At 62.3% G+C, this 20,947-nt stretch carries 20 protein-coding genes and 1 tRNA gene; 10 read left to right on the top strand and 11 right to left on the bottom strand.

Translation table 11 applies throughout. The features are described from left to right. Positions 1-403: MFS transporter (locus tag JWR51_RS13090; RefSeq protein ID WP_299748059.1), on the top strand; the 403-nt coding region annotated here is incomplete at its 5' end. Continuing rightward, on the top strand, positions 400-1,788 hold the full coding sequence (locus JWR51_RS13095) for an MFS transporter (RefSeq protein WP_299748060.1): 1,389 nt from the start codon (positions 400-402) through the stop codon (positions 1,786-1,788). The genes JWR51_RS13090 and JWR51_RS13095, both read left to right, overlap by 4 nt. Before the next feature lie 155 nt (positions 1,789-1,943). On the opposite strand, the gene JWR51_RS13100 is transcribed toward JWR51_RS13095, so the two are convergent. Both JWR51_RS13100 and JWR51_RS13105 read right to left on the bottom strand, forming a co-directional pair. Beyond that, the gene (locus JWR51_RS13100; RefSeq protein WP_299748061.1) at positions 1,944-2,681 is read right to left on the bottom strand and encodes an RlmE family RNA methyltransferase; all 738 of its coding nucleotides are present in this window, start codon (positions 2,679-2,681) and stop codon (positions 1,944-1,946) included. Beyond that, a complete protein-coding gene (locus JWR51_RS13105) occupies positions 2,674-3,867 on the bottom strand; it encodes a Ppx/GppA phosphatase family protein (RefSeq protein WP_299748062.1) in 1,194 nt (397 codons plus the stop codon). The genes JWR51_RS13100 and JWR51_RS13105 overlap by 8 nt, the downstream gene beginning before the upstream one ends. A gap of 300 nt (positions 3,868-4,167) precedes the next feature. Between JWR51_RS13105 and JWR51_RS13110 the strand changes: the two genes are divergently transcribed. Beyond that, positions 4,168-4,241: transfer RNA gene (locus JWR51_RS13110), tRNA-Gln, on the top strand. 221 nt (positions 4,242-4,462) lie between these two features. Here the strand turns inward: JWR51_RS13110 and JWR51_RS13115 are convergent. Beyond that, positions 4,463-4,996 (bottom strand): hypothetical protein, encoded by a 534-nt coding sequence (locus tag JWR51_RS13115; RefSeq protein WP_299748063.1) that lies wholly within the window; start codon positions 4,994-4,996, stop codon positions 4,463-4,465. 602 nt (positions 4,997-5,598) lie between these two features. Here JWR51_RS13115 and JWR51_RS13120 point away from each other — a divergent pair. The 7 genes from JWR51_RS13120 to JWR51_RS13150 all read left to right on the top strand — a co-directional run bounded on the left by JWR51_RS13120 (position 5,599) and on the right by JWR51_RS13150 (position 12,464). After that, on the top strand, positions 5,599-6,090 hold the full coding sequence (locus tag JWR51_RS13120; RefSeq protein ID WP_299748065.1) for a GNAT family N-acetyltransferase: 492 nt from the start codon (positions 5,599-5,601) through the stop codon (positions 6,088-6,090). Then, positions 6,090-7,115: a beta-N-acetylhexosaminidase gene (nagZ, locus tag JWR51_RS13125; RefSeq protein ID WP_299748067.1), complete on the top strand. Its 1,026-nt coding sequence runs from the start codon at positions 6,090-6,092 to the stop codon at positions 7,113-7,115. The genes JWR51_RS13120 and nagZ overlap by 1 nt, the downstream gene beginning before the upstream one ends. A gap of 73 nt (positions 7,116-7,188) precedes the next feature. Continuing rightward, on the top strand, positions 7,189-8,808 hold the full coding sequence (locus JWR51_RS13130) for an ABC transporter substrate-binding protein (protein WP_299748361.1): 1,620 nt from the start codon (positions 7,189-7,191) through the stop codon (positions 8,806-8,808). Positions 8,809-8,887: 79 nt separating this feature from the next. Next, positions 8,888-9,865, top strand: coding sequence for an ABC transporter permease (locus JWR51_RS13135; protein WP_299748069.1), 978 nt, complete (start codon positions 8,888-8,890; stop codon positions 9,863-9,865). A gap of 3 nt (positions 9,866-9,868) precedes the next feature. Further along, positions 9,869-10,756, top strand: a complete 888-nt coding sequence (locus JWR51_RS13140; RefSeq protein ID WP_299748072.1) for an ABC transporter permease — start codon at positions 9,869-9,871, stop codon at positions 10,754-10,756. Further along, complete coding sequence (locus JWR51_RS13145) at positions 10,753-11,565, top strand: ABC transporter ATP-binding protein (protein ID WP_299748074.1); 813 nt, start codon at positions 10,753-10,755, stop codon at positions 11,563-11,565. The genes JWR51_RS13140 and JWR51_RS13145 overlap by 4 nt, the downstream gene beginning before the upstream one ends. Then, a complete protein-coding gene (locus tag JWR51_RS13150) occupies positions 11,562-12,464 on the top strand; it encodes an ATP-binding cassette domain-containing protein (protein ID WP_299748076.1) in 903 nt (300 codons plus the stop codon). The genes JWR51_RS13145 and JWR51_RS13150 overlap by 4 nt, the downstream gene beginning before the upstream one ends. Here the strand turns inward: JWR51_RS13150 and JWR51_RS13155 are convergent, their stop codons facing one another. The 8 genes from JWR51_RS13155 to JWR51_RS13190 all read right to left on the bottom strand — a co-directional run bounded on the left by JWR51_RS13155 (position 12,465) and on the right by JWR51_RS13190 (position 20,632). Next, entirely contained in the window at positions 12,465-13,028 is a 564-nt protein-coding gene (locus JWR51_RS13155; protein WP_299748078.1) for a dihydrofolate reductase family protein, read from the bottom strand. A 35-nt stretch (positions 13,029-13,063) separates the two neighbouring features. Continuing rightward, positions 13,064-13,885 (bottom strand): C40 family peptidase, encoded by an 822-nt coding sequence (locus tag JWR51_RS13160; RefSeq protein ID WP_299748080.1) that lies wholly within the window; start codon positions 13,883-13,885, stop codon positions 13,064-13,066. 127 nt (positions 13,886-14,012) lie between these two features. Beyond that, a complete protein-coding gene (locus JWR51_RS13165; protein ID WP_299748082.1) occupies positions 14,013-15,941 on the bottom strand; it encodes an ABC transporter substrate-binding protein in 1,929 nt (642 codons plus the stop codon). 16 nt (positions 15,942-15,957) lie between these two features. Then, entirely contained in the window at positions 15,958-16,857 is a 900-nt protein-coding gene (locus JWR51_RS13170; protein ID WP_299748084.1) for an ATP-binding cassette domain-containing protein, read from the bottom strand. Continuing rightward, on the bottom strand, positions 16,854-17,678 hold the full coding sequence (locus tag JWR51_RS13175) for an ABC transporter ATP-binding protein (RefSeq protein ID WP_299748085.1): 825 nt from the start codon (positions 17,676-17,678) through the stop codon (positions 16,854-16,856). Before JWR51_RS13175 ends, JWR51_RS13170 begins: the two co-directional genes overlap by 4 nt. Beyond that, on the bottom strand, positions 17,675-18,514 hold the full coding sequence (locus JWR51_RS13180; protein ID WP_299748086.1) for an ABC transporter permease: 840 nt from the start codon (positions 18,512-18,514) through the stop codon (positions 17,675-17,677). The genes JWR51_RS13175 and JWR51_RS13180 overlap by 4 nt, the downstream gene beginning before the upstream one ends. Before the next feature lie 4 nt (positions 18,515-18,518). Beyond that, positions 18,519-19,517: an ABC transporter permease gene (locus tag JWR51_RS13185; protein ID WP_299748089.1), complete on the bottom strand. Its 999-nt coding sequence runs from the start codon at positions 19,515-19,517 to the stop codon at positions 18,519-18,521. After that, positions 19,517-20,632: a glycoside hydrolase family 172 protein gene (locus tag JWR51_RS13190; protein WP_299748090.1), complete on the bottom strand. Its 1,116-nt coding sequence runs from the start codon at positions 20,630-20,632 to the stop codon at positions 19,517-19,519. The genes JWR51_RS13185 and JWR51_RS13190 overlap by 1 nt, the downstream gene beginning before the upstream one ends. Positions 20,633-20,947 lie beyond the last annotated feature (315 nt).

The following is a 20,947-nucleotide window of genomic DNA, read 5'->3' on the forward strand; positions in this document are numbered from 1 at the left end:
GAGCGGGCTTTTCATCGCGGCGAATGGCTTCTTTTTTCCCTCCACCCCGCTGTGGCTCATCATGGTGGCGCTGCTTACCGGCGGCGTGTTCCGCTCCATGCTGTTCACGGGGCTTAACGCCATGAGCTTTGGCGACGTGGAAGAAGCCGATGTCAGCCAGGCCGCGGCAATGAACGCCGTGATGCAGCAGTTGACGCAGGCTTTCGGCGTCGCGCTGGCTGGCGGCATCCTGAGCATATTGGTCAGCTTCCACGGCGGACATCTGCAGCTGATGGATTTCCACGTGGCATTCTGGATCGTTGGAGCGATTTCAGCTTCGGCGGCTTTCGTGTTCATTCGGCTGCCCGCCGATGCGGGAAAGGAAGTTTCAGGCCACAAGCTGCGGACTTTGGCCAAGGAATGAACCCTTCCCGCATCACGCCGCTGGTTCTGGCCGTAGCCTTGTTCATGGAGAACATGGATTCCACGGTGATTGCCACGTCGCTGGCCGCGATTGCCGCCGATATCGGCTCCGAGCCGATTGCGCTGAAACTGGCGCTCACTGCCTATCTGGTGGCGCTGGCCATCTTTATTCCGATCAGCAGCTGGATGGCCGACCGGTTCGGGGCGCGGAACGTGTTTCGCGGCGCCATGGCAGTGTTCATCATCGGCTCGATAGCCTGTGCGCTCTCCGGCTCGCTGATGGCTTTCGTGGGTGCTCGTTTCCTGCAGGGCATGGGCGGGGCGATGATGACGCCGGTAGCCCGGCTGGTGCTAGTGCGCGCGACGCCACGGCATGACCTGGTCAACGCCATGGCCTGGCTGACCATTCCCGGGCTGATCGGGCCGATCGTTGGCCCCCCATTCGGCGGGTTCCTCACAACCTATCTCAGCTGGCACTGGATTTTCCTGATCAACGTGCCGATCGGCGTTTTGGGTGTGCTGCTGGTCAGCAAGTTCCTGCCCGAGACCATCCGCAATGCGCCGCGCAAAATCGACATGAAGGGTTTCCTGCTTGCAGGGACGGCGTTCGCCTTGTTCGCCTTTGGGACCTCGGTGATCAGCCTGCCCGCCCTGCCCCCCATTGTTGGCGTGGTGGCGACGGCCGTTGGCATCGGCGCGGGGTATCTCTATGCTCGCCATGCGCTGTCGACTGAGTATCCGCTGTTCGACCTGCGGCTGCTGCGGTTTCCGTTTTTCCGCAGCTCGATCGTGGCGGGCACTTTTTTCCGGCTGGGCCAAGGCGCGGTGCCGTTTCTGTTTCCGCTGATGCTGCAGTTGACCTTCGGTCTCAGCCCGTTCCAGTCCGGCATGGTGACCTTTGCCGGCGCGGTGGGCGCGATCATCGCCAAGTTCGTTGCCAACCGGCTGTTCATTGCCTGGGGCTTTCGCAATGCGCTGGTTGTCTCGACCGCCATTTCGGCCCTGGGGCTGGTGGCGATGGGCCTTTACGATCCATCCACACCGGTGCCGCTGATCATCTCGATCCTGATCTTCGTAGGCTTCTGGCAGTCCATTTTCTGGACCGGCAGCAATGCTTTCGTGTTCGCCGATATCGACGACAAGGATGCCGGCCAGGCCAATGTCATGAGCCAGGTGAGCGCGCAGCTGACAATCGCTCTCGGCGTGGCGCTGGGTGGCGGGATACTGGAGGCCAGCAACGCCATCCGTGGCGGGGAACTGGTGCTGGCGGATTTCCATCTGGCGTTCTTCGTGGTCGCGGCGCTAACGGCGATTTCAACCGTGATGTTCGCGCGGTTGCCCAAGAATGCCGGATATCAGTTGACGTCGGGGCCGCATGGGCATTAGGGGCTGGGGCGTACAGCACCCCCACCCAGCCTCCCCCTGAAGGGGGAGGAGCCGTTCGGTGAGTAGGCTTGATCGAGTTCCAAGCGCCGGGGCACTCCTCCCCCTATAGGGGGAGGTGGGGTGGGGGTACCTATCTGGCCGCAGAAACGGCAGCCTTATTCCTCGCTCTCGTCCACCGCTTCTCGATCCACATTCCCTCTGAAACCCTTGGCTATCAGATAGGCCTCGGCGGAGTCCTGGCGGCTGGATTTGGGCTTGGCATGGACGGTGGTGCGGAAATGGCGCTTGAGCATGTGCAGCAGCTCATGCTCGGTGCCACCCTGGAACACCTTGGCGACGAACATGCCGTTTTCGGCCAGCACGTCGATGGCGAATTCGGCGGCGATCTCGATCAGGTGCACGATGCGCAGATGGTCGGTGGGGCGATGGCCGGTGGTGGGCCAGGCCATGTCGGACATGACCAGGTCGACCTTCTTGCCGCCCATGGCATCGATCAAAGTCTGCGGCGCGTCGGGATCGGTGAAATCCTTCTGCAACAGGATGACGCCGGGAATCGGATCGACGAACAGATAGTCGATGGCGACGATCAGTGGATTGGCTTCGGTCGAGCCGATCGCCTTGGCCGCAACCTGCGACCAGCCACCGGGCGCGGCACCTAGATCGACGATGCGCATGCCCTTGCGGAACAGGTGATGCTTTTCGTCCATTTCGCGGATCTTGAAGGCCGCGCGCGAGCGCAGGCCTTCAGCGCGGGCGCGGGCCACGTAGGGATCGTTGAGCTGGCGCTCCAGCCACATGGTGGAGGAGACCTTGCGGCCCTTGGCCGATTTGACCCGGATCTTGAGGTCTTTGTCGGACTTGCGTCCGCCGGTCCCGAGGGATTTTTCAGCCATTGGCGCTTCTCCGCAGCGGGTAGCGTGTCGACCGGCTCTGGACGCGGTCGGCGTCCATCAGCGAGATCAGAATGCCCTCGCGCAGGCCCCGGTCAGCGACGCGGACGCGATCGGTGGGCCATTCGCGGCGGATCGCCTCGAAAATGGCACAGCCGGGCAGCACCAGATCGGCCCGGTCGCGGCCAATGCAGGGATGGGCGACGCGGCGTTCGAACGGCATGGCGAGCAGGATCTTCATGGTCTCATCGACCTCGGCCCGCTTCATCCACAGGCCATCGACCTTCTGGCGTTCATAGCGCTCGAGGCCCAGATGCAGCCCCGCCAGCGTCGTCACCGTGCCGGACGTGCCGATCAGGTGCACGGGGTGGCTGGCGATCATCTGGCGCAGCTTTTCGCGGCCGCGGAACTGGCGCAAATGGTCCGACACATGGGCGACCATGGCCTCGAACACTTTCGGCGTCACATCGATACCGCCGAATTTCTCGGCGATCGAAACCACGCCCACCGGCAGCGACTGCCAGGAGCGGATCGAAGCGGGCATGCGGCCCTGGCTTTTAGGCCGGCCACCGCGGAAATCGAGCCAGGCCAGCTCGGACGAGCCGCCGCCGATATCGAACATCAAGGCACCGGCAGCGTCGGCATCGATCAGATCGGCACAACCGGTGACAGCCAGTTCGGCCTCCGTGCGGCGATCGACGATTTCCAGATCAAGCCCGATTTCATTGTTGACGCGTTCGAGAAAGGCGGGACCGTTCTCGGCGGCGCGGCATGCTTCGGTGGCGATGAGGCGCATGCGGGCGGGCTGATGCTCGCGCAGTTTATTGCGGCACTGGCGCAGCGCTTCCATGGTGCGTTCCATGGCCGCCTCGCCGAGCCGGCCGCTGGTGGAGACACCCTCCCCCAGCCGCACGATGCGGGTGAACCCGTCGAGCACGCGAAAGCCATGATCGTGCGGGCGCGCGATCAGCAGGCGGCAATTGTTGGTGCCAAGATCAAGCGCCGCGTAAACGGGGCCGCGATGCTTGCGGTGGGGGTTGGGCGCTGGTGGCGTCCGCTGTTCCGGCGAGGGACTTGGGGCGTCGATTGCCCCTGCCCCTCCCCCGCTCTGGCGTTCGCCATCCCGGGGAGGAAATGCCGCATCGTTCGCAGACGATAGCGCGGCAGCGGACCGATCTGAATCGGTCACGATAGTCTCCTGCGTGCACGGTCGCCGACCGATAAGGCGGCCGCGCCCGACGCACATTTATTGCGTGTCAGGATCGACGGTAAAGCAAGGGGCCGTTTTGCGCAATCGCTGGCGTTGCAAGCGGTGAATGCCCGCCGCACGGGGATGAGGCCAGAAGTGCGCCGAAATAATTGGGCAATCGGTTCTGAGGCCTTGAACCGAGCGTCGAATGTGCTAAAAGCCGCTCCGAAGCAACTGGGCCGGCCCACCGACCGCCCCCGAAAGCACCCCTTTCGCCGCTTCCCAAGCGCCCTGCGCTTTTGGGGAATAGTTCAACGGTAGAACAGCGGACTCTGACTCCGTCAATCTTGGTTCGAATCCAGGTTCCCCAGCCAACAAGTTTTATCAGCAAAATCAACGACTTAAGCGACCGACAGCACACAAAGACTGCCGGTTTTTTGTTGCAGAGCCCTCAGTAAGATTCCCCGGATTCCGGGCGTTTCTCAGGGTTCCCGCGATTCCGTGCAACATGAGATGCAACATGGGAAGGCCCCTACCTGACGCCTTTCCGCTGTCATCTGGCCCCGGCCCACGAGCGGAGAAATGGGGACAGTTGTCAGGGGACAGAGTCGGCTATGCGCATTTCGCGGAAGATGCCGCAGAATGTGTCGAACTGTTCCTGCGAGATTATGACCTCATCGCCTGCTACAAGGTCGGGGCGCTGCTCTTTGAGAAGTTTCATGTCCTCACTAAGCGGGCCATGCTTCGTGGCGTTGGCCGCGAGGCGCAACTCATTCAAGAGGTGAGTGTCAAAGACAATGCCGTATTGTTTGAGGTTTTTTATCGCGGGCCAGATTTTCAGCTCTGTCGTGCGCGTTAGGCTGATCACCTTCTTTTCGAACGTATGATAGAGGCTCACAGTTAGCCAGACGCGCAACTCGCTCAGGGCGCTCTCGATCTCATCATCTAGGTCTATGGCAGCCTCGCGCGGATTGGGAGGCCAGCCAACACCTTCGATGTATTCTGGCGGTGTTCCCTCACCGGCATTGGTGTATTCCTCCCGTAGTCGCCCTTGCCTGTCTCGCAACGCCGCAGCGCTCGTGGAATATACCTTCGCCATTGCGTCCATATGGAACTTAATGAACACCAATAGCAGTGTCGCTCTGACGCTTGGATGTGCCATGTTTGCCCTTGCCACTCGGGAAACCCGGTGATCTGCCCAAAATGTACCTGTGGCGAGTGTGTAAGCAACAACCAACTGACGTTTCGCCAGCGGACAGTGGAAAAGCAAAAACCCGCCATCGCTGGCGGGTCATGGGTTCAGGGTCGGCGACAGTTCTATACCCACTTTCTCTTGAGAACCTAAGGGCCGGCCCTCAACAGGCGCTGTCTATGGTAACAAATGTAGATGATGTGGAAACATACATCCAATCCTGCGAAGCATTGTCGTCGACGGTTTACCTGCGAGCGTTCGACCTTCCTTACGGAGACCGGGAAAATGCTCTGAAAGACCTTGCGATGATGGGTATTACCCAAGGTGCTCTGTTCCCCGGTCTAGACGGTGCCTGTGAGGACCTCAAGGAGCGGTTTTTTGGGCGTTAAGGACACAGTGCTGAACCCTGACAAAGGGTGTCACAAAATCTGCGAGTGTCTCACCTAGCACCGGGGTGACCTATAGGCTCGAATGGGCGTGGACCCTTGCTGGCGGCTCGCGTATCGTTGCGGCAAGGATCAGATTGGTTCGTTGTGTCCATGGATTGCCTGGTAAACCTCTATTCTCAGCGGATGGCCGCCCTGGCGGGGCGGGTCGAGAATGTCGAGGCTGTGATTCGCGTTGCGCTCCCGCCGGAACTGCACTTCGTCCAGAACTGGGTGCGGGAGAATTTCAGTGAGTATTGGGTCAGCGAGCTGACAGTGGCGATGGCGCATCAGCCGCCGGGTTGCCTGATCGCGACGGTCGACGGCCAGCTTGTCGGCTTCGCCTGCTACGATGCTACGGCGCGGGGATTTTTCGGACCGACCGGGGTCGCCGAAAGCCAGCGCGGCAAGAACATCGGCCTGGCGCTGTTCTATCACACGCTGGCGGCGATGAAGGCGCACGGCTACGCCTATGCGATCATCGGTTCGGCTGGTCCGGTGGAGTTCTATGTCAAGGCCGTGGGGGCGGTGCCGATCAAAGCTGACAAGGAAGACATTTATCAGGGGCTGCTGCGCGTCCGGCCCAAGCCGGAGGCCGGCGCGTAATGGCTGCTTCCACGCCGCTTGCGCTGTTTGTCGGCATACCGGGGCTGGAGCTTTCGGCCGACGAAATGGCGTTTTTCCGCGAGGCCAATCCGTTCGGGTTGTTCCTGTTTCGGCGCAACCTGGACAATCCTGAGCAGGTGCGGCGCCTGTGCGCCCAGTTCCGCGAGGCGGTGGGGCGCGAGGATGCGCCGGTGTTCATCGACCAGGAAGGCGGGCGGGTTCAGCGGCTGAACAACGGCAAGTGGCCGAGCTTCCGCAGCCTCGGCGAATTCGGGGCGTTGGCGCGCAAGGATATTGAGCTGGGCAAGCGCGCCATGCGGCTCTCGACCCAGGCGATGGCATCGCTGATGGTCGAATTGAGCATCGATAGCGGCACGACGCCGGTGGTCGACCTGGCGCGCAAGGGTACCCATGAGGTGATTGGCCAGCGCGCATTCGGCGACGATCCGGACCTTGTCATCGCCATGGCGCGCGAAGTCATCGCGGCCATGCTGGAAGCGGGCGAGCTGCCGGTCATCAAGCATATTCCGGGCTATGGACGGGTCACGGTCGATCCCCATTTCGACTGTCCGGTGGTCGATGCCAGCCGCGAGGACTTGCGCGACACCGATTTCCGCCCGTTCATGGCGCTGCGGGATACGCCCTGGGCCATGGTCGCGCATCTGATTTTCACCCAGATCGATCCGGAGCGCCCCGCATCGGTTTCGCCGCTGGTATGCGAGGTTATCCGCAAGGACATTGGCTATGACGGGGTGATCATCACCGATTGCCTCACCATGGAGGCGCTCAAGGGCACCTGGGCGGAGCGCGTCACTGCGGCGCTCGATGCCGGCTATGACATTGCCCTGCATAGCCAGGGCGATCTGGCGGCCAGCCAGGCGGCGGCGAGAGCAGCGCGGCCGCTCAGCCAGGAGAGTCTGGTGCGGATTGCGCGCGGGCAGGCCATGCGCGGCGCCAAGCGGGTGGACATTGCCGCCTTACACGCCGAAGTTGAGCAGATATTCGAGGAGAACGGCATCGCCTAGGCGGTGTTCAGATTGCAGAGGGAGAAAAGCAGTGCTGAAAAACAAGATCATTCTGGCGGCTTCCGCCGTGGTTATGGCGATGGCGGCGGCGCCGGCCAGCGCCCAGAGCGTGCTGACGGTCAGTTCCGAACAGACCACGACCTGGGTGCGCAATTTCAATCCGTTCAACCAGACCTCTGCCCGCGCGACGACCAAGGATTTCATCTACGAGCCGCTTGCGATCTTCAATCGCCTGGCGGGTAACAAGTGGGAATACCGCCTGGCGGAAAACTTCGAGCTGGCGGACGACCTCAAGTCGATCAGCTTCACCCTGCGCGACGGGCTCAAGTGGTCCGACGGAGAACCCCTCACCGTCGACGACGTGGTGTTCACCTACGACTACCTCAAGAAGTTCCCGGCGCTGGATTTCAACTCGGTTGCGCCACTGATGGCGTCAGTGGAAAAGGTCGATGAGCACACTGTCCGCTTCAACCTGGTGCAGCCCAATTCGCTGATCGCCACCACCATCGTGGGCATGCCCATCGTGCCGCAGCACATCTGGAAGGATGTTGCCGATCCGGTGACTTTCTCCAACGAGACGCCGGTCGGCTCGGGTCCGCTGACGGAAATCAGCCGTTTCACCCCGCAGGTTTACGAGCAATGCCGCAATCCCAATTACTGGGACGCCGATAGCCTCAAGGTCGACTGCATCCGCCTGCCCCAGCTCGCCGACAATCCGCAGGTGCTCGCGGCGCTGGCGGACGGCACGCTCGACTGGGCGACCAGCTTTATTCCCGACATCGACAACACTTTCGTGGCCAAGGACCCCGAGCACAATAAATACTGGTTCCTGCCATCGAGCCTCGTCGCGTTTACGCTCAACCTTGAATCGCCAGACGAGAACAACAAGAAGGCGTTCAATGACGTGAACTTCCGCCGCGCGGTCAGCATGCTGATCGACCGGCAGACCATCATCGACATTGCCGGTTATGGCTATCCGGTGATCAACGAAGATCCGGCCATGCTGGGCGAGTTCTACAAGGCGTTCGGCAATCCGGAAGTCGCCACCCAGTTTGGCCAATATGGCAAGTTCGACCTCGATGCCGGCGTGGCGTTGCTGGACAAGTCCGGCTATGTCGACAAGGACGGGGACGGCTTCCGCGACAATCCTGATGGCACGCCGATCGCCGTCGATATCGAAATCCCCAATGGCTGGACCGACTGGATCGACGCCACCCAGATCGCCATCGAAAGCCTGAAACAGGCCGGTCTCAACGTGCAGATGAGCACCCCCGAGGAGTCGGTATGGGCATCTGACTTGATCGACGCGAAATACTCGATGTCGCTCAACGCCATCGCATCGGCCGCCAATCCGTATTTCCCCTATATCCGCTCGTTCAATCCGGCCGATTTCGGCAAGAGCCGCTTTTCGGCCCAGCGCTGGACCGATCCCGAAGTGATCGAAATGCTCAATAAATACACCCAGGTGAAGGACCCGGCCGAGCAGAAGTCGATCATGGACGCCATCCAGCTCAAGGTGGCGGCGGCCATGCCGGTGATCCCGGTCTACAACAGCCCATCCTTCTACCAGTACAGCACCAAGCGCTTCACCGGCTGGGCCAGCGCCGACAATCCGATCAGCTCGCCGGTGGTCTCCAATGCCAATCCGGGCCGCCTGATCCAGTTGCTGGCGCTGCGACCGGTTGCTCAATAATCATCGCTGAGCTCAGGTGAGGACGCGCTGCGGCGCGCCCTCACAACCGGACACCGACCTTCGGAGGAATTCGCATCCAATGGCCTTTCTGCTCCGGCGCGTGGTGTTTTATCTGGCGGCGTTCATTGCTGCCGCCACGATCAATTTCTTTCTGCCCCGCCTGATGCCGGGCGACCCCGTCCAGATCATGTTCGCGGGTGCCGGCTCCAACCTGTCGATGGAAAACCTCAACGCCCTCAAGCTAACCTTTGGCTTCATCGATGCCCCGATCGGCCAGCAATATCTGGCTTACCTGCAGAGCGTGTTCACAGGCGACCTGGGCCGTTCGGTCAAATATTTCCCCCTGCCGGTCACCGAGCTGCTGGCGCGCGCGCTGGTCTGGACTGTGGGCCTGGTGGGCAGCGCCACCATTGTCAGCTTCATCCTGGGCACGCTGCTCGGGGTCATGGCGGCCTGGCGCCGCGGAACGCTGTTCGACTCCGTGGTTTCGCTGCTGTCGATCTTCTCCAGCTCGGTTCCCGCGGTGGTCATTTCGCTGACCATGCTGTTCGTCTTCGGCTATAGCCTGGGCTGGTTCCCCAATGGCTATGCGGCCGATCCGATGCTCGATCCGGCCTTTGGCTGGAGCTATATCTCCAGCGTGATCCACCACGGCGCGCTGCCCATGTTCACGATGGTCATTGTGCTCACCGGCGGGTTCGCGGTGACCATGCGCAACAACATGATCAACCTGCTGGGCGACGACTACATCGTCATGGGCCGCGCCAAGGGGCTCAGCGAAAACCATGTGATGCTGTGGTACGCTGCCCGCAACGCCCTGCTGCCCACCGTGTCTGCCCTGGCCATATCTATCGGCACCATATTGGGCGGCTCGCTGGTGACCGAGGTGGTGTTCAACTATCCGGGCCTGGGCAATATGCTCTACCAGGCCATCCTGGCCCGCGACTATCCGGTGATCCAGGGACAGTTGCTGATCATGACCGCGGCCATGCTGGTCTCCAACTTCGTCGTCGATCTGAGCTATGTACTGCTCGATCCGCGCCTCAAGAAGGCCTGACCGATGCAGCTCTTTTCCCAGCTCCTGCAGAACAAGAAGGCCACGGTGGGCGTGACCATCCTGGCCATCATCATTCTCGTCGCCATCTTCGCGCCGTTCCTGAGTGAGTACAGCCCGACCCAGCGTGTCGGCCGCCCGCATCAGGCGCCGTCGCTGGAGCATTGGCTCGGAACGACGCGCTTGGGCCATGATGTGTTCACCCGCCTGATCTATGGCGCGCGGGTGTCGCTGGCTGTGGGCTTTGGGGCTGGCCTGATGATTACCCTGATCGGCACCGTTTTGGGCATCATTGCCGGCTACAAGGGTGGCGTGATCGACGAGATCATCAACTTCTTCACCAACCTCGTGCTCGTCATTCCCAACCTGCCGCTGCTGCTGGTGATCGCGGCCTTTGTGGGCCAGGCAAGTCCGCCGGTCATCGCGGTTATCCTGGGGCTGACATCCTGGGCCTGGGGCGTGCGCGTCACGCGTTCGGAAACGCTATCGATCCGCCAGCGCGACTACGTCAAATCCGCCGAAATGCTGGGCGAGCCGAGCTGGCGCATCATGGCCTTCGAGATTTTTCCGAACCTGATCTCCATCGTGGGCATCAACTTCATCGGCAGCGTCATCTTCGCGGTCATCACCGAGGCAACGCTGGAATTCCTCGGGCTGGGCGATCCCAATACCGTGTCCTGGGGCATCATGCTGTACAATGCCCAGAACGCCTCGGCCCTGTCGGTCGGCGCGTGGTGGGACCTGCTGTCGCCGTGCTTCGCGCTGGCTTTGCTGGGCCTGAGTCTCGCTTTGATCAATTTCGCCATCGACGAAGTGGCCAATCCGCGCCTGCGCACGGGGGGCATGCTGGGCCGCTGGACGCGAATGGTCCGCGCCGGGGAGGGCAAGCTGTGAACGTCCTCTCGATCGCCAATCTCTCCATCGACTATGTCGGCGCCGAGAGCGTCTTCCACGCCGTCAAGGACGTCAGCTTCAATATCGCGCCGGGCGAGTTCTTCGGCCTCGCGGGAGAATCCGGCTGCGGCAAGTCCACCATCGCCTTCGCCATCAGCCGCCTGCATCGTCCGCCGGCGTTGATCCGGACCGGCAGCAAAATTCTGGTCGACGGGCGCGACGTGCTCGAACTCGACGACGCCGAACTGCGCAGCTTCCGCTGGCGCGAGGTGGCGATGGTGTTCCAGAGCGCGATGAATTCGCTCAACCCCGTGCTGACCATCGAGGCGCAGTTTTACGATGTGCTCAACACCCATCTGGGCCTATCGCGCGTACAGGCAAAGGCGCGCGCCGCTGAACTGCTGCGGCTGGTGGATATCTCGCCCGATCGCCTTTCGGCCTATCCGCACCAGTGCTCGGGCGGCATGCGCCAGCGCATCGTCATCGCCATTTGCCTGGCGCTCAATCCGAAGCTGCTGATCATGGACGAGCCGACCACGGCGCTCGACGTCGTGGTGCAGCGCGAAATCCTGCAGCGCATTGATACGCTGCGCAAGGAACTGGGCTTTTCGGTGCTTTTCATCACCCATGATCTGGGCCTGATGGTGCAGGTCAGCGACCGCATCGGCATCATGCTGGAGGGCGAATTGGTGGAAGTGAACGACGCGCAGACGATCTATCGCGCGCCCAGCCACGATTACACCAAGCGCCTCTGGGCCTCGATGCCGCGACTGCACGGCACCCCGATCCGCCAGGAACCCGCCTCATGACTGCCCCTGCCCCCGTCCTGGCGCTCGACAATGTCTCCAAAGTCTTCGGCAGCAAGGACAAGCCCGTCTATGCCGCGCGCTCGGTATCGCTCGCGCTCTATCCGGGCCGTACCCTGGCGCTGGTGGGCGAGTCAGGCTCCGGCAAGACCACCGCCGCGCGGCTGATCATGCGCGAATATCGTCCAGACCAGGGGCAGCTCTTGTTCCGCGGTGCTCCCGTTGGCGACGGCAGCCTCAAGGCCTATCGCGCCGCGGTGCAGATGGTGTTTCAGGATCCATTTTCCGCGCTCAACCCAGCCCATACCGTACGCTATCACCTGGAACGACCGCTGCGGCTGCACCAGCCTGACCTTGGGGCCACCGCGCGGCAGGCGGCCGTCGCCGAGCTGCTGGAGCGGGTCAAGCTCGACCCTGCCCTGATCGCGGCGAAATATCCGCACGAACTGTCCGGCGGCCAGCGCCAGCGCATCAGCATCGCCCGGGCGCTGGCGGTCAATCCCGCCGTCATCGTGGCGGACGAGCCGACCTCCATGCTGGACGTCTCGGTTCGGCTGGGCATTCTCAACCTGCTCAACGACATGAAGTCGCAGCTCGGCCTCGCGCTGCTCTACATCACGCATGACATCGCCACGGCCCGCTACGTGGCCGAGGACATCATGGTCATGTATGCCGGGCAGATCGTGGAATGGGGCGACATGGACAGTGTGCTGGGCAATCCGCAGCACCCCTATACGCGGCTGCTGCTATCGGCCGTGCCTGATCCGGACCGGCGTTTCGGCGAAGGCCGACCCGACGACGAACTCAGCCGCATCGACGTGATCCGGCGTCAGACCGCCCTGCCCCAGCCCGAGGTGCGCACGATCGCCGCCAATCACTTCATTCGCCCAATGCCGGCGTAGCTAACGTCGCAGCTCATATCGCATTGCCACGGCCCCAGACCCGAATTCCTGCTGGCCCACAAGCCTCAGGTCGACGGGCTTCGACAGGCCCGCGAACGGCGTCGGCCCATGGCCCGCAAGCCTGGGATGCACGATGAACTCGTACTCATCGATCAATCCCAGCTCGGCCAGCGCCAGCGGCAGCGTCACGCCTGCCACGTAGAGGCCATCGCCGGGCTCCTGCTTCAGCTGCCGGACGGTTTCCTCCAGGCGATCACCCCGGATGAGCTCAGCGTTCCAGTCGACCCGCTCGAGCGTATCCGACACGACATACTTCTTGGCCGCGTTGATGGTTCGCGCGAAGGGCCGCATCCATTCGACAAGCCCGTCGGGCCAGATCTCCGTTTCCGCCGGTTTCCGGAAAGCACCCTGCATCATCTCGTACATGACCCGGCCGAAAATCAGCGCGTCGGCCTGTTCGATGATCCGGGCCGAGTAATGATGCATCTCTTCATCCGGCTCGACGGCATTGTGATCGACGCAGCCGTCGAGAGTGACATTGATCGAAAATCGAAGCGGTCGCATTTGGTCCTCCCTGTGGTTGGAGCGTGTGCCCCCGGTCAAAGCCTTCTGTATGCTGTCGGTTCACCGCCGCCCTTGGCGATCGTGCGGGCGATGGCTTCGGTCAGTGGTTCGATCACCACGGCCATATGGGTGGCGTTGGCGTGGACGATGTCGGTGTCGCTGACCATGATCGCCACGTGGCCGCGCCAGAAAACGAGGTCCCCGCGCCGCAGCACATCGACCGGCTCACCCATCGCCGCCTGCTGGTCGCTGTCGCGCGGGCAGTCTCGGCCGCTGGCGTAAAACGCTTGCTGCACCAGCCCGGAACAGTCGAGCCCCAGGCTCTCGCGGCCGCCCCACTGGTAGGGCGCGCCCACGAAGCGCTTGGCGACCGCCACATAGTCGGGCTCCGCCTGGGCGATGGGAACGAGGTGTTCCTGCACGAACCAGCCGGCCGCCGTCTTGACGAAGCGGCCCTCCTGCCCTTCGGCGGTAATTAGGGCGTTCATCGAATAGAGACCGGTGGGCGGGGCCTTGATGCTGGGCACGCTGAAAGCGTAGGTGCGTAGCGCCCGCACCGTATGGGTCGGCGCGGTTGTCTGCACAGTCAGCCCGGTTGTCTCGACATAGCCGACATAGCCGTCGCGTTTCGCCTGCCCGAAGGCCCAGCCATCCGCCTCGTCTAGCACCTCGAACAGTTCGCCAAACAGCAGTTGATCGAGCTGTTCGGCATCGGGCGACGGCGCGCGGCGCAGGGCGGCGGCGGGGACCGTCGCCTGGCGCATGGTCGTGTCGATATAGCGGGTGGCCGGGACGATGCCTTCCAGCGACCGGGCGGCGGTTCCGTCGCGCAAAAGGGTCAGGCGGGGATCAAGCAAAGCGGGCCATGAAGGAGGGATTGAACATGGCTGGACGCTAGCGCAACGGCGGCGTTCTGTCATCCACCCGCGCTCCGCGAGCAAGCTGATGGAAAAAGGGAGGCCGCGAACGGCCTCCCCTCAGGGTTTATTGCGCGGCGGCTGGCTTCAGCTTGGCGGCAATGAACTTGAAATTGCTCCACCACCACCACGGGCCTTCATAGTAATTTTCGGCCGAGGGATAGTTGGTCCAATAGGTCTCATTCACCGGCACGAACTTGGAGGTGCCGAACATCTCAATCACCGGCAGGCCCTGGACCAGTTCCTTGAGGATGTCGGTGCCCAGCGGCACGATCTGCGGATCGTCGGCCGGGATGGCGCGCAGCTTGTCGATCAGGGCGCTGAGTTCATCATCGACATAGCGGCCCTGATTGGACGAGGCCGGCGTGCCGTTATCGCGCACATAGTCCTTGTGCCAGCCTTCCATCCGCACGAAGAGATCCGGCGTGATGGCGCAGGACGAGCCCCAATACGAGCCGACTTCATAGTCGCCGGTGTTTTCAGCCGTGAAAAAGGCGCCGGCCTGCATCTGCTGCACCTGCGTGGGCACGCCGAACTGGGTCCACTCATTGGCGACGGCAAAAGCCAGGCGCTGGGATTCCACTTCGAAATCGGCAGGCGCGAGGATGTTGATGGTGAAGGGCGTCCCATCGGGTTTCAGCCACGGGCCGCCATCATTGGTGAAGCCGGCCGCCTTCAGCAGCTTGGTGGCTTCCTCGGGGTCATGCTTCCACCAGCCGACGCCGAGCAGGTTGCGCAGCGCCTCGGGGTCCTCGGGAATGCCGGCAGCGCCTTCCGAACGCAGCCGTTCGCCAAGGCGCACGGCGTAGTCGGGATCAAACGGCTTGTAGCCGTCCTCGAGCGTGAACTCGGCCAGCCATTGGGCCATCGGCTTGTGATAGGTGTCCATCAGCACCGTGGTGGGCGGAATGGCAATCGGGGATGCGCGCAGCATGCCAGAGAACGTGGCGATGCTGGCCTGTTCTGCATTGATGGCGAGTGCGAGAGCCCAACGCGTCTTGGCATCGTCATAGGGCGCCTTGGAGGTGTTGAAATGCATGCCACGTTCGCACGGATCATCGAGGTTGGCGTACGGGAAGTCGTTGAACCAGGCGTGGATTTTCGGGTTCTGGCTGCGCAGGATATCGAGGCTTTCCGGCGAGATGTCGGTCAGGATATCGATGTCGTTGGCGGCCATGGCCAGCACGCGACGCTCTTCGGTGCCATAGCTGCGGAACAGCACATATTTGGCGGCGGGCTCGCCGACGATCTGGCCGACGTCGGAGTTCTGCCAGTCCTCGCGCTTTTCCCACAGGAACCAGGTGCCGTTGGGATCGCTGTCCTTGTACTTGTAGGCGCTGATGGTCACCGGCGGGAAATTGGTGAAGGTCGCCGCATCTTCTTTTTCCCAGACATGCTTGGGCACGACGTGGAATGGATTGCCATAGATGACCGAACCCAGCACGATGGCGAGGCGTGGCGTTGGCTTGGTGGTGGTGATCTCGACAGTGTTGTCGTCCACCTTGGTCACCGAGGCGATCTGGGCGGCATAGGCGGAACTATAGGACAGCGCCGGGGTATTGCGGATCATCTGGTCGGTGAACACCACGTCGTCGGCGCTGAAGGGCTGGCCGTCGCTCCAGGTGAGGCCCTGGCGCAGTGCCACCTTGAAGACGGTGAAATCGGCATTGGCCACCGGCATCTCGGCGGCAAGATCGGGAATCTGGCTGCCCTTGGCGGTGTCGATATCATAGAGCAGAGCGCCCGCCATCTGGTGGTAGCCCTGATTGATGGTCACCCCCTGCTGGTACATGTTCATATTGGTCGGATTGCCGACGCGGGCATTGAGCATATCGACGATGAGCGTTTCGGCGCGTGGCGTGCCGACATCGGTCATCTGCTGGGCGAAGCTGGGCATGGTGGCGGTGGTAAGCATGGTGCCGCCGAGCGTGATCGCCAGCGCCACCGCCATCAGCGTGCTTCTGCCGCGCCGTTTCGGGAATTGGGTCGTCGTCATGGTTCCTCCTGTCGCATTAAGCGTTGTGATTGATGGTCTGGTGCGTTGACGCACTCTTTTGCCTGGTATCGGCATAGCCAAACTTGCGGTCGATATCGGCAAGTTCGCCCCAGCGTTGGCCGACGGTGGGGATCGCCGCCATCAGCTCGCGCGTGTAGGCTTGGGTCGGATTGTCGAGGATTTCGGTGGGCGCGCCGCTCTCGACGACGCGGCCGGTGTTCATGATCGAGACTTGGTCGGACAGGTAATAGGCCGTCGACAGGTCGTGGGTGATGTAGATGAACGACACCCCCTGCTCTTCCACGATCTGGCGGAACAGGTTGACGATCGACATGCGCAGCGAGGCGTCGACCATCGACACCGGCTCGTCGGCAACGATCAGCTTCGGCTTGGGGATCAGCGCCCGCGCCACGCTGATGCGCTGCAGCTCCCCGCCCGAAAACTGGCGGATGTATTTGCCGCGGATGCGCTCGTAACTCAGGCCCACCGATTTCAGCGCCAGGTCGGTCGCTTCAACGGCCTGCGCGTCATTGCGCGCGATTTTCAAGTTCAGCGCGGTGCGGCGGAGATAGAACTCCACGGGGAGATAGGCGCTGAAGGCCTCGAACGGATTCTGGAATATGGGCTGCACCAGTCGCCGGAATTCGGTGTTGTCGATGCGGTCGCTCGACTTGCCGCTCAGCGGCCGCCCCAGCAAGCGAATGCTGCCCTCGCTGGGCTCAACCAGGCGCAGGATCATGCGGGCAATAGTGGTCTTGCCCGACCCGGATTCGCCGACAATGGAAAACACCTGCGGTTCGGCCGGCAGGGTGAACGAGACATTGTCCACGGCCTTGAATGAGCTGCCGCCGAACAGACCGCCCTTGCGATAGGCACGCGTCAGGTTCTGCACTTCGAGAATGGGAGCGCCGGTCATGCGGACGCTCCCACCACTTCGACCGCCCGCTTGCCGTGGAGGCGCGGCAGCGAGGCAATCAGGTTCTTGGTGTAATCATGCTGGGGGTTGGCGAAGACCTCAGCGGTGGGCCCCTGCTCGACGATCCGGCCCTGGTACATGATCACCAGCCGGTCGGTGATCTGGTAGTGCACGCCCAGATCATGAGAGACGAGCACCAGCGAATTGCGCTGGCGGCGCTGGATTTCGACCATCATCAGGAGGATCTTCTTCTGAACCACGACGTCCAGGGCCGTGGTGGGCTCGTCGGCCAGGATGAGCCGTGGATTGACGAAGGCGGCGATGGCCACCAGCACGCGCTGGCGCATGCCGCCCGACAGCTGGTGCGGATAGGCATCGAGCACGGTTTCCTCGAGGCCGAAGCCGGCGAGAAAATCGGCGATGCGCTGGCGCAGCGCCCGGCTGCTGCCCTGCTTCTCGCGCGCCGGCAGGCCATCGACGACCTGGGCCTCGATTTTCATCAGCGGGTTGAGCACGCTCATCGAGCCTTGCGGGATATAGCTGAGCTGATCCCACCACAGTGGCGCGAACTGGCTGGATTGCGCCTCGATGACCTTGCCGGTCCTGGCATCCTCGAAGCGTCCGGTGACGGTGCCGCTCTGGATGCGCAGGCCGGTGGAGAAATCGCCATAGACGGCCCGCATCAGCGTGGACTTGCCGGAACCCGACTCCCCGGCAATGCCGAGGATTTCGTTGTCGTTGATGGTCAGGCTGACCTGATCGACGGCCTTGATGAAGCCCGCCGTTCCGTAACCGACGGTGACGTTGTCGACCGTGATCATATGCTCATCCTCCGTGCGGAGGAGCGCATCGAAACGCCCGAAGACACCAGGAACAGGCCGATGAACAGCAGCACGATGGCCACCACCGGCGAGCCGATCCAGATGTATTTGCCGCCGAGCAGGGCCTGATAATTGATGGCCCAGTAGATCATGGTGCCGAGCGTCGCCTGCTGGGCGCTGGAGAGCCCGATGACGGCCAGCGCGCTTTCCGTCGAAATGCCCACCAGCACGGTGTTGATGAAGTTGGCGGCCGACCAGCCGGCGATATAGGGGAAGATGTGACGCACCAGAATGCGCACGCTGGATTCCCCGGAAAACCAGGCGACATTGACGAATTCGCGCTCGCGCATGGTGAGCGCGACGGCCCGGACCTGACGCGCCGGATAGGGCCAGTTGAACAGCACCAAAGCCAGTCCGACGATCGGCAGGGCCAATTGCCCACCGAACAATGCCGCCATGAGAATCAGGATCGGGAGTGTCGGGATGCAGAGCAGTGCATCCATGAAGAAGGACAACACCCGATCGAGCCAGCCACCGGCATAGCCAGCAGCAAGACCGAGAAACACCCCGATCACCGTCGAAAAGCCAGCGACGATCAGGCCGAGGATCAGCGAATTGCGCAGGGCATAGGTCAGCAGCCAGAACACGTCCTGGCCAAGGCTGGTGGTGCCAAGCCAATGGGCGGCACTGGGGTTTTGGTTGCGCGGTGCGGTGTACCACACCAGCGGATCGCCGGGCGCAAACCACGGCAGGATAGCGCCGAAGATGATGAAGACGATGACCAGGACCACACCGAGATAGAGCCGGAACGGGGCATCAGCGAAGAATTTTGCCATGATGCTACCTGTGCCGGATGCGGGGATCGAGAAGCGGGTAGATCAGGTCGATGATCATGGTGGCGGTGGCCACGGCGATGACCGACAGGCTGATCGTCCCCATGAGCAGGTTGAAGTCGCCCTGCAGCACGGCGGTGTAGATCAAGAGACCAAGTCCCGGATAATCGAAGAGGATTTCGGTGATCAGCGAGCCGTTGAACATCAGCCCGATCTGCAACGCCAGAAAGGTGATCTGCGGCAGGATGGCGTTGGGCAGCACGTAGCGCGACAGGATGCGCGCGTCGCCCAGCCCTTTGAGGCGGGCATAGCGCACGAACTCTTCTTCCTTGAGCGCGGTGGTCTGCGCCTTGACGCTGATCACCCACCAGCCGAACACCACGATGACGATCGACATGGCCGGCAGGAACGAGTTCCACACCACGCTGGTGATCAGTTCCCAACTCCACGGCGCGCCGCGGATGGTGGTGGTCAGCGGGAAGATTTTCCAGATGTAGGAAAACAGGATCGAGAGCAACAGAGCCAGAATGTAGTACGGAATCGGATAGAGGCAGATGGCGATGCCTTCCATGACGCGCGAGCTGGTGCTGTTGGGCTTCCAGCCCGAGAGCAAGCCGACGAAATTGCCCAACACCCATGCGATCAAAGTCGACGTCAGCAGCAGCCCGAAGGTCCATGGCAGGGCGTTACGGATCAGCTCCATCACCGGGGTGGGATACATCGACAGCGACGGCCCGAAATCGGCGGTCAGGACGATGCGCTTGATGAAGGCGCCGTATTGATCCCAGAGCGAGCCATCCAGCCCGAACGTATCGGCCAGCGACTGGCGCAGCGCATCGACCTGCGCCGCATCCATATAGGCGCCCTGGGAGGCGACCTTGGCCAACATGGCTTCGACTGGGTCGGTGGGACCCAGCCGCGGCACAAAGAACAGCACCGTCAGCGCGAAGATGACCACGAGGATGTAGACCACCAGCCGCCCAGCGATATAGCGGAGCAGGTTCATCAGATGACTTCGAGATAATCGCGGTCGGCGAGTTCGGGGAAGGGCGCGGTCGGCAGCGTCTGGTACCAGAAGGCAGTCGAGGCGATGTCGTCCTGCAGCGGCAGGTAGCGGCGGTCCTTTTTCTCCGTACGCCAGCCCAGCGCCTGTATCGTCACCCGCAGGTCATCGTCGAAGCGGATCGGGTCCGTGATGTGCCAGCGATACATGCCGAAGCGCATCTGGCTCTGGTAGACCCCATCGGGCCGGAGCACCTGCGGCAGACCGGCATAAGGCGTGGTGAACTCGCGATAGCGGCTGTCCATGGTGTCATCCACCACCCCGCCATCGAAATTATAGGCGCCGCAGAAATAGTCCTCAGTGCCGGTGCCGCAGATGGTGGGAAATTGCGCATCCCCATCCATGAAGAACTTGATCTCGCCCTCGCCCCACCAGCCGGCATTTTTGACGCCCCAGGCCATATAGGTGCCCACATATTGGCCCTTGCCCTTCACGCCTTCGAGGATGGTGTAATCCTCTTTGAACGGCAGCGGATTGGTGCGGCGGAACTGGGCGTGGAAATAGGCCGCGTCCTCGGGCACCTCGGTCAGCGCGTAGTTGATCTGGTAATAGATGATGCCGAAATCGGTCGGATCGCGGTTTTCGATTTCGATGCGTGCCCGCTTGCGGAACGGCATCTGCCAATAGCAATTGAAGGCGCGGCCGGGATTGACGCAGACCGCCAGCGAGGTCACCTGCGCAAACCGGTTCCAGCCCGAGCAGAAGAAATCCCCAATCGGTGCCACCACCGAGGGGTGTTCCTGGTCGTCCCAATAGATGCGCAGGATCAGGTCGCGCCAGCGCAGATTGGCCGTGGTCAGCCATATCTGCTGGATGGCGCCCGGCCCCTCGATATCGGCCAGCACCCGCGTCTCGCCGGGCTCGATCCGGATCGAGGGCGATACTTTCCAGCCCTGCCCCAGCCCGCGGGCGCAATTGGCCCCGGTGCCTTCGGTGGCCATGCCCCCTTTCCCCTTTTCCCCGGAGAAGTTCTCCGGCGATATTGAGCGGGTCTTGGCGTCCGAGAGTCTGTAGAGATTGCCGAGAGAGAGATCGAGGCCGGAAAAGGGGGCGTTCATCTGATGTTCCGTATGAAGCGGGCAAAGTGCAGCCGATCGCGAACACGGCGCGCACCGAGCCACGGCATGCGCAAAACTGGACCGTCCCCGGCGCATGACGCGCGGGCTCGGCATCTCGTGATTTTGGCGAAAAATTGGCTAGAGGCGCGGCTACGCGCTGTCGTTGATTGTCTGCAATTGCTCTCTCCCGAATGGCCTGCGCGCCGCCGGCTTATGTGCCAGTTCAAGCGTGCTGCAACCCACTACGTGCGACCGGAACCCGTTCGACAACCTCAGCATAGCAAGCAAATCCGGTTTTGCAAATGCATTCACAAA

Origin of the sequence: Devosia sp. (genome assembly GCF_028290625.1) — a bacterium.
GTDB lineage: Bacteria > Pseudomonadota > Alphaproteobacteria > Rhizobiales > Devosiaceae > Devosia.

What these genes read in the sequence shown, in the direction of transcription:
- JWR51_RS13095 (WP_299748060.1), top strand. Translation starts at nt 400, where the DNA reads ATGAACCCTTCCCGCATCACGCCGCTGGTTCTGGCCGTAGCCTTGTTC.
- JWR51_RS13100 (WP_299748061.1), bottom strand. Translation starts at nt 2,681, where the DNA reads ATGGCTGAAAAATCCCTCGGGACCGGCGGACGCAAGTCCGACAAAGAC.
- JWR51_RS13120 (WP_299748065.1), top strand. Translation starts at nt 5,599, where the DNA reads ATGGATTGCCTGGTAAACCTCTATTCTCAGCGGATGGCCGCCCTGGCG.
- nagZ (WP_299748067.1), top strand. Translation starts at nt 6,090, where the DNA reads ATGGCTGCTTCCACGCCGCTTGCGCTGTTTGTCGGCATACCGGGGCTG.
- JWR51_RS13130 (WP_299748361.1), top strand. Translation starts at nt 7,189, where the DNA reads ATGGCGATGGCGGCGGCGCCGGCCAGCGCCCAGAGCGTGCTGACGGTC.
- JWR51_RS13135 (WP_299748069.1), top strand. Translation starts at nt 8,888, where the DNA reads ATGGCCTTTCTGCTCCGGCGCGTGGTGTTTTATCTGGCGGCGTTCATT.
- JWR51_RS13140 (WP_299748072.1), top strand. Translation starts at nt 9,869, where the DNA reads ATGCAGCTCTTTTCCCAGCTCCTGCAGAACAAGAAGGCCACGGTGGGC.
- JWR51_RS13150 (WP_299748076.1), top strand. Translation starts at nt 11,562, where the DNA reads ATGACTGCCCCTGCCCCCGTCCTGGCGCTCGACAATGTCTCCAAAGTC.
- JWR51_RS13155 (WP_299748078.1), bottom strand. Translation starts at nt 13,028, where the DNA reads ATGCGACCGCTTCGATTTTCGATCAATGTCACTCTCGACGGCTGCGTC.
- JWR51_RS13165 (WP_299748082.1), bottom strand. Translation starts at nt 15,941, where the DNA reads ATGACGACGACCCAATTCCCGAAACGGCGCGGCAGAAGCACGCTGATG.
- JWR51_RS13170 (WP_299748084.1), bottom strand. Translation starts at nt 16,857, where the DNA reads ATGACCGGCGCTCCCATTCTCGAAGTGCAGAACCTGACGCGTGCCTAT.
- JWR51_RS13175 (WP_299748085.1), bottom strand. Translation starts at nt 17,678, where the DNA reads ATGATCACGGTCGACAACGTCACCGTCGGTTACGGAACGGCGGGCTTC.
- JWR51_RS13180 (WP_299748086.1), bottom strand. Translation starts at nt 18,514, where the DNA reads ATGGCAAAATTCTTCGCTGATGCCCCGTTCCGGCTCTATCTCGGTGTG.
- JWR51_RS13185 (WP_299748089.1), bottom strand. Translation starts at nt 19,517, where the DNA reads ATGAACCTGCTCCGCTATATCGCTGGGCGGCTGGTGGTCTACATCCTC.
- JWR51_RS13190 (WP_299748090.1), bottom strand. Translation starts at nt 20,632, where the DNA reads ATGAACGCCCCCTTTTCCGGCCTCGATCTCTCTCTCGGCAATCTCTAC.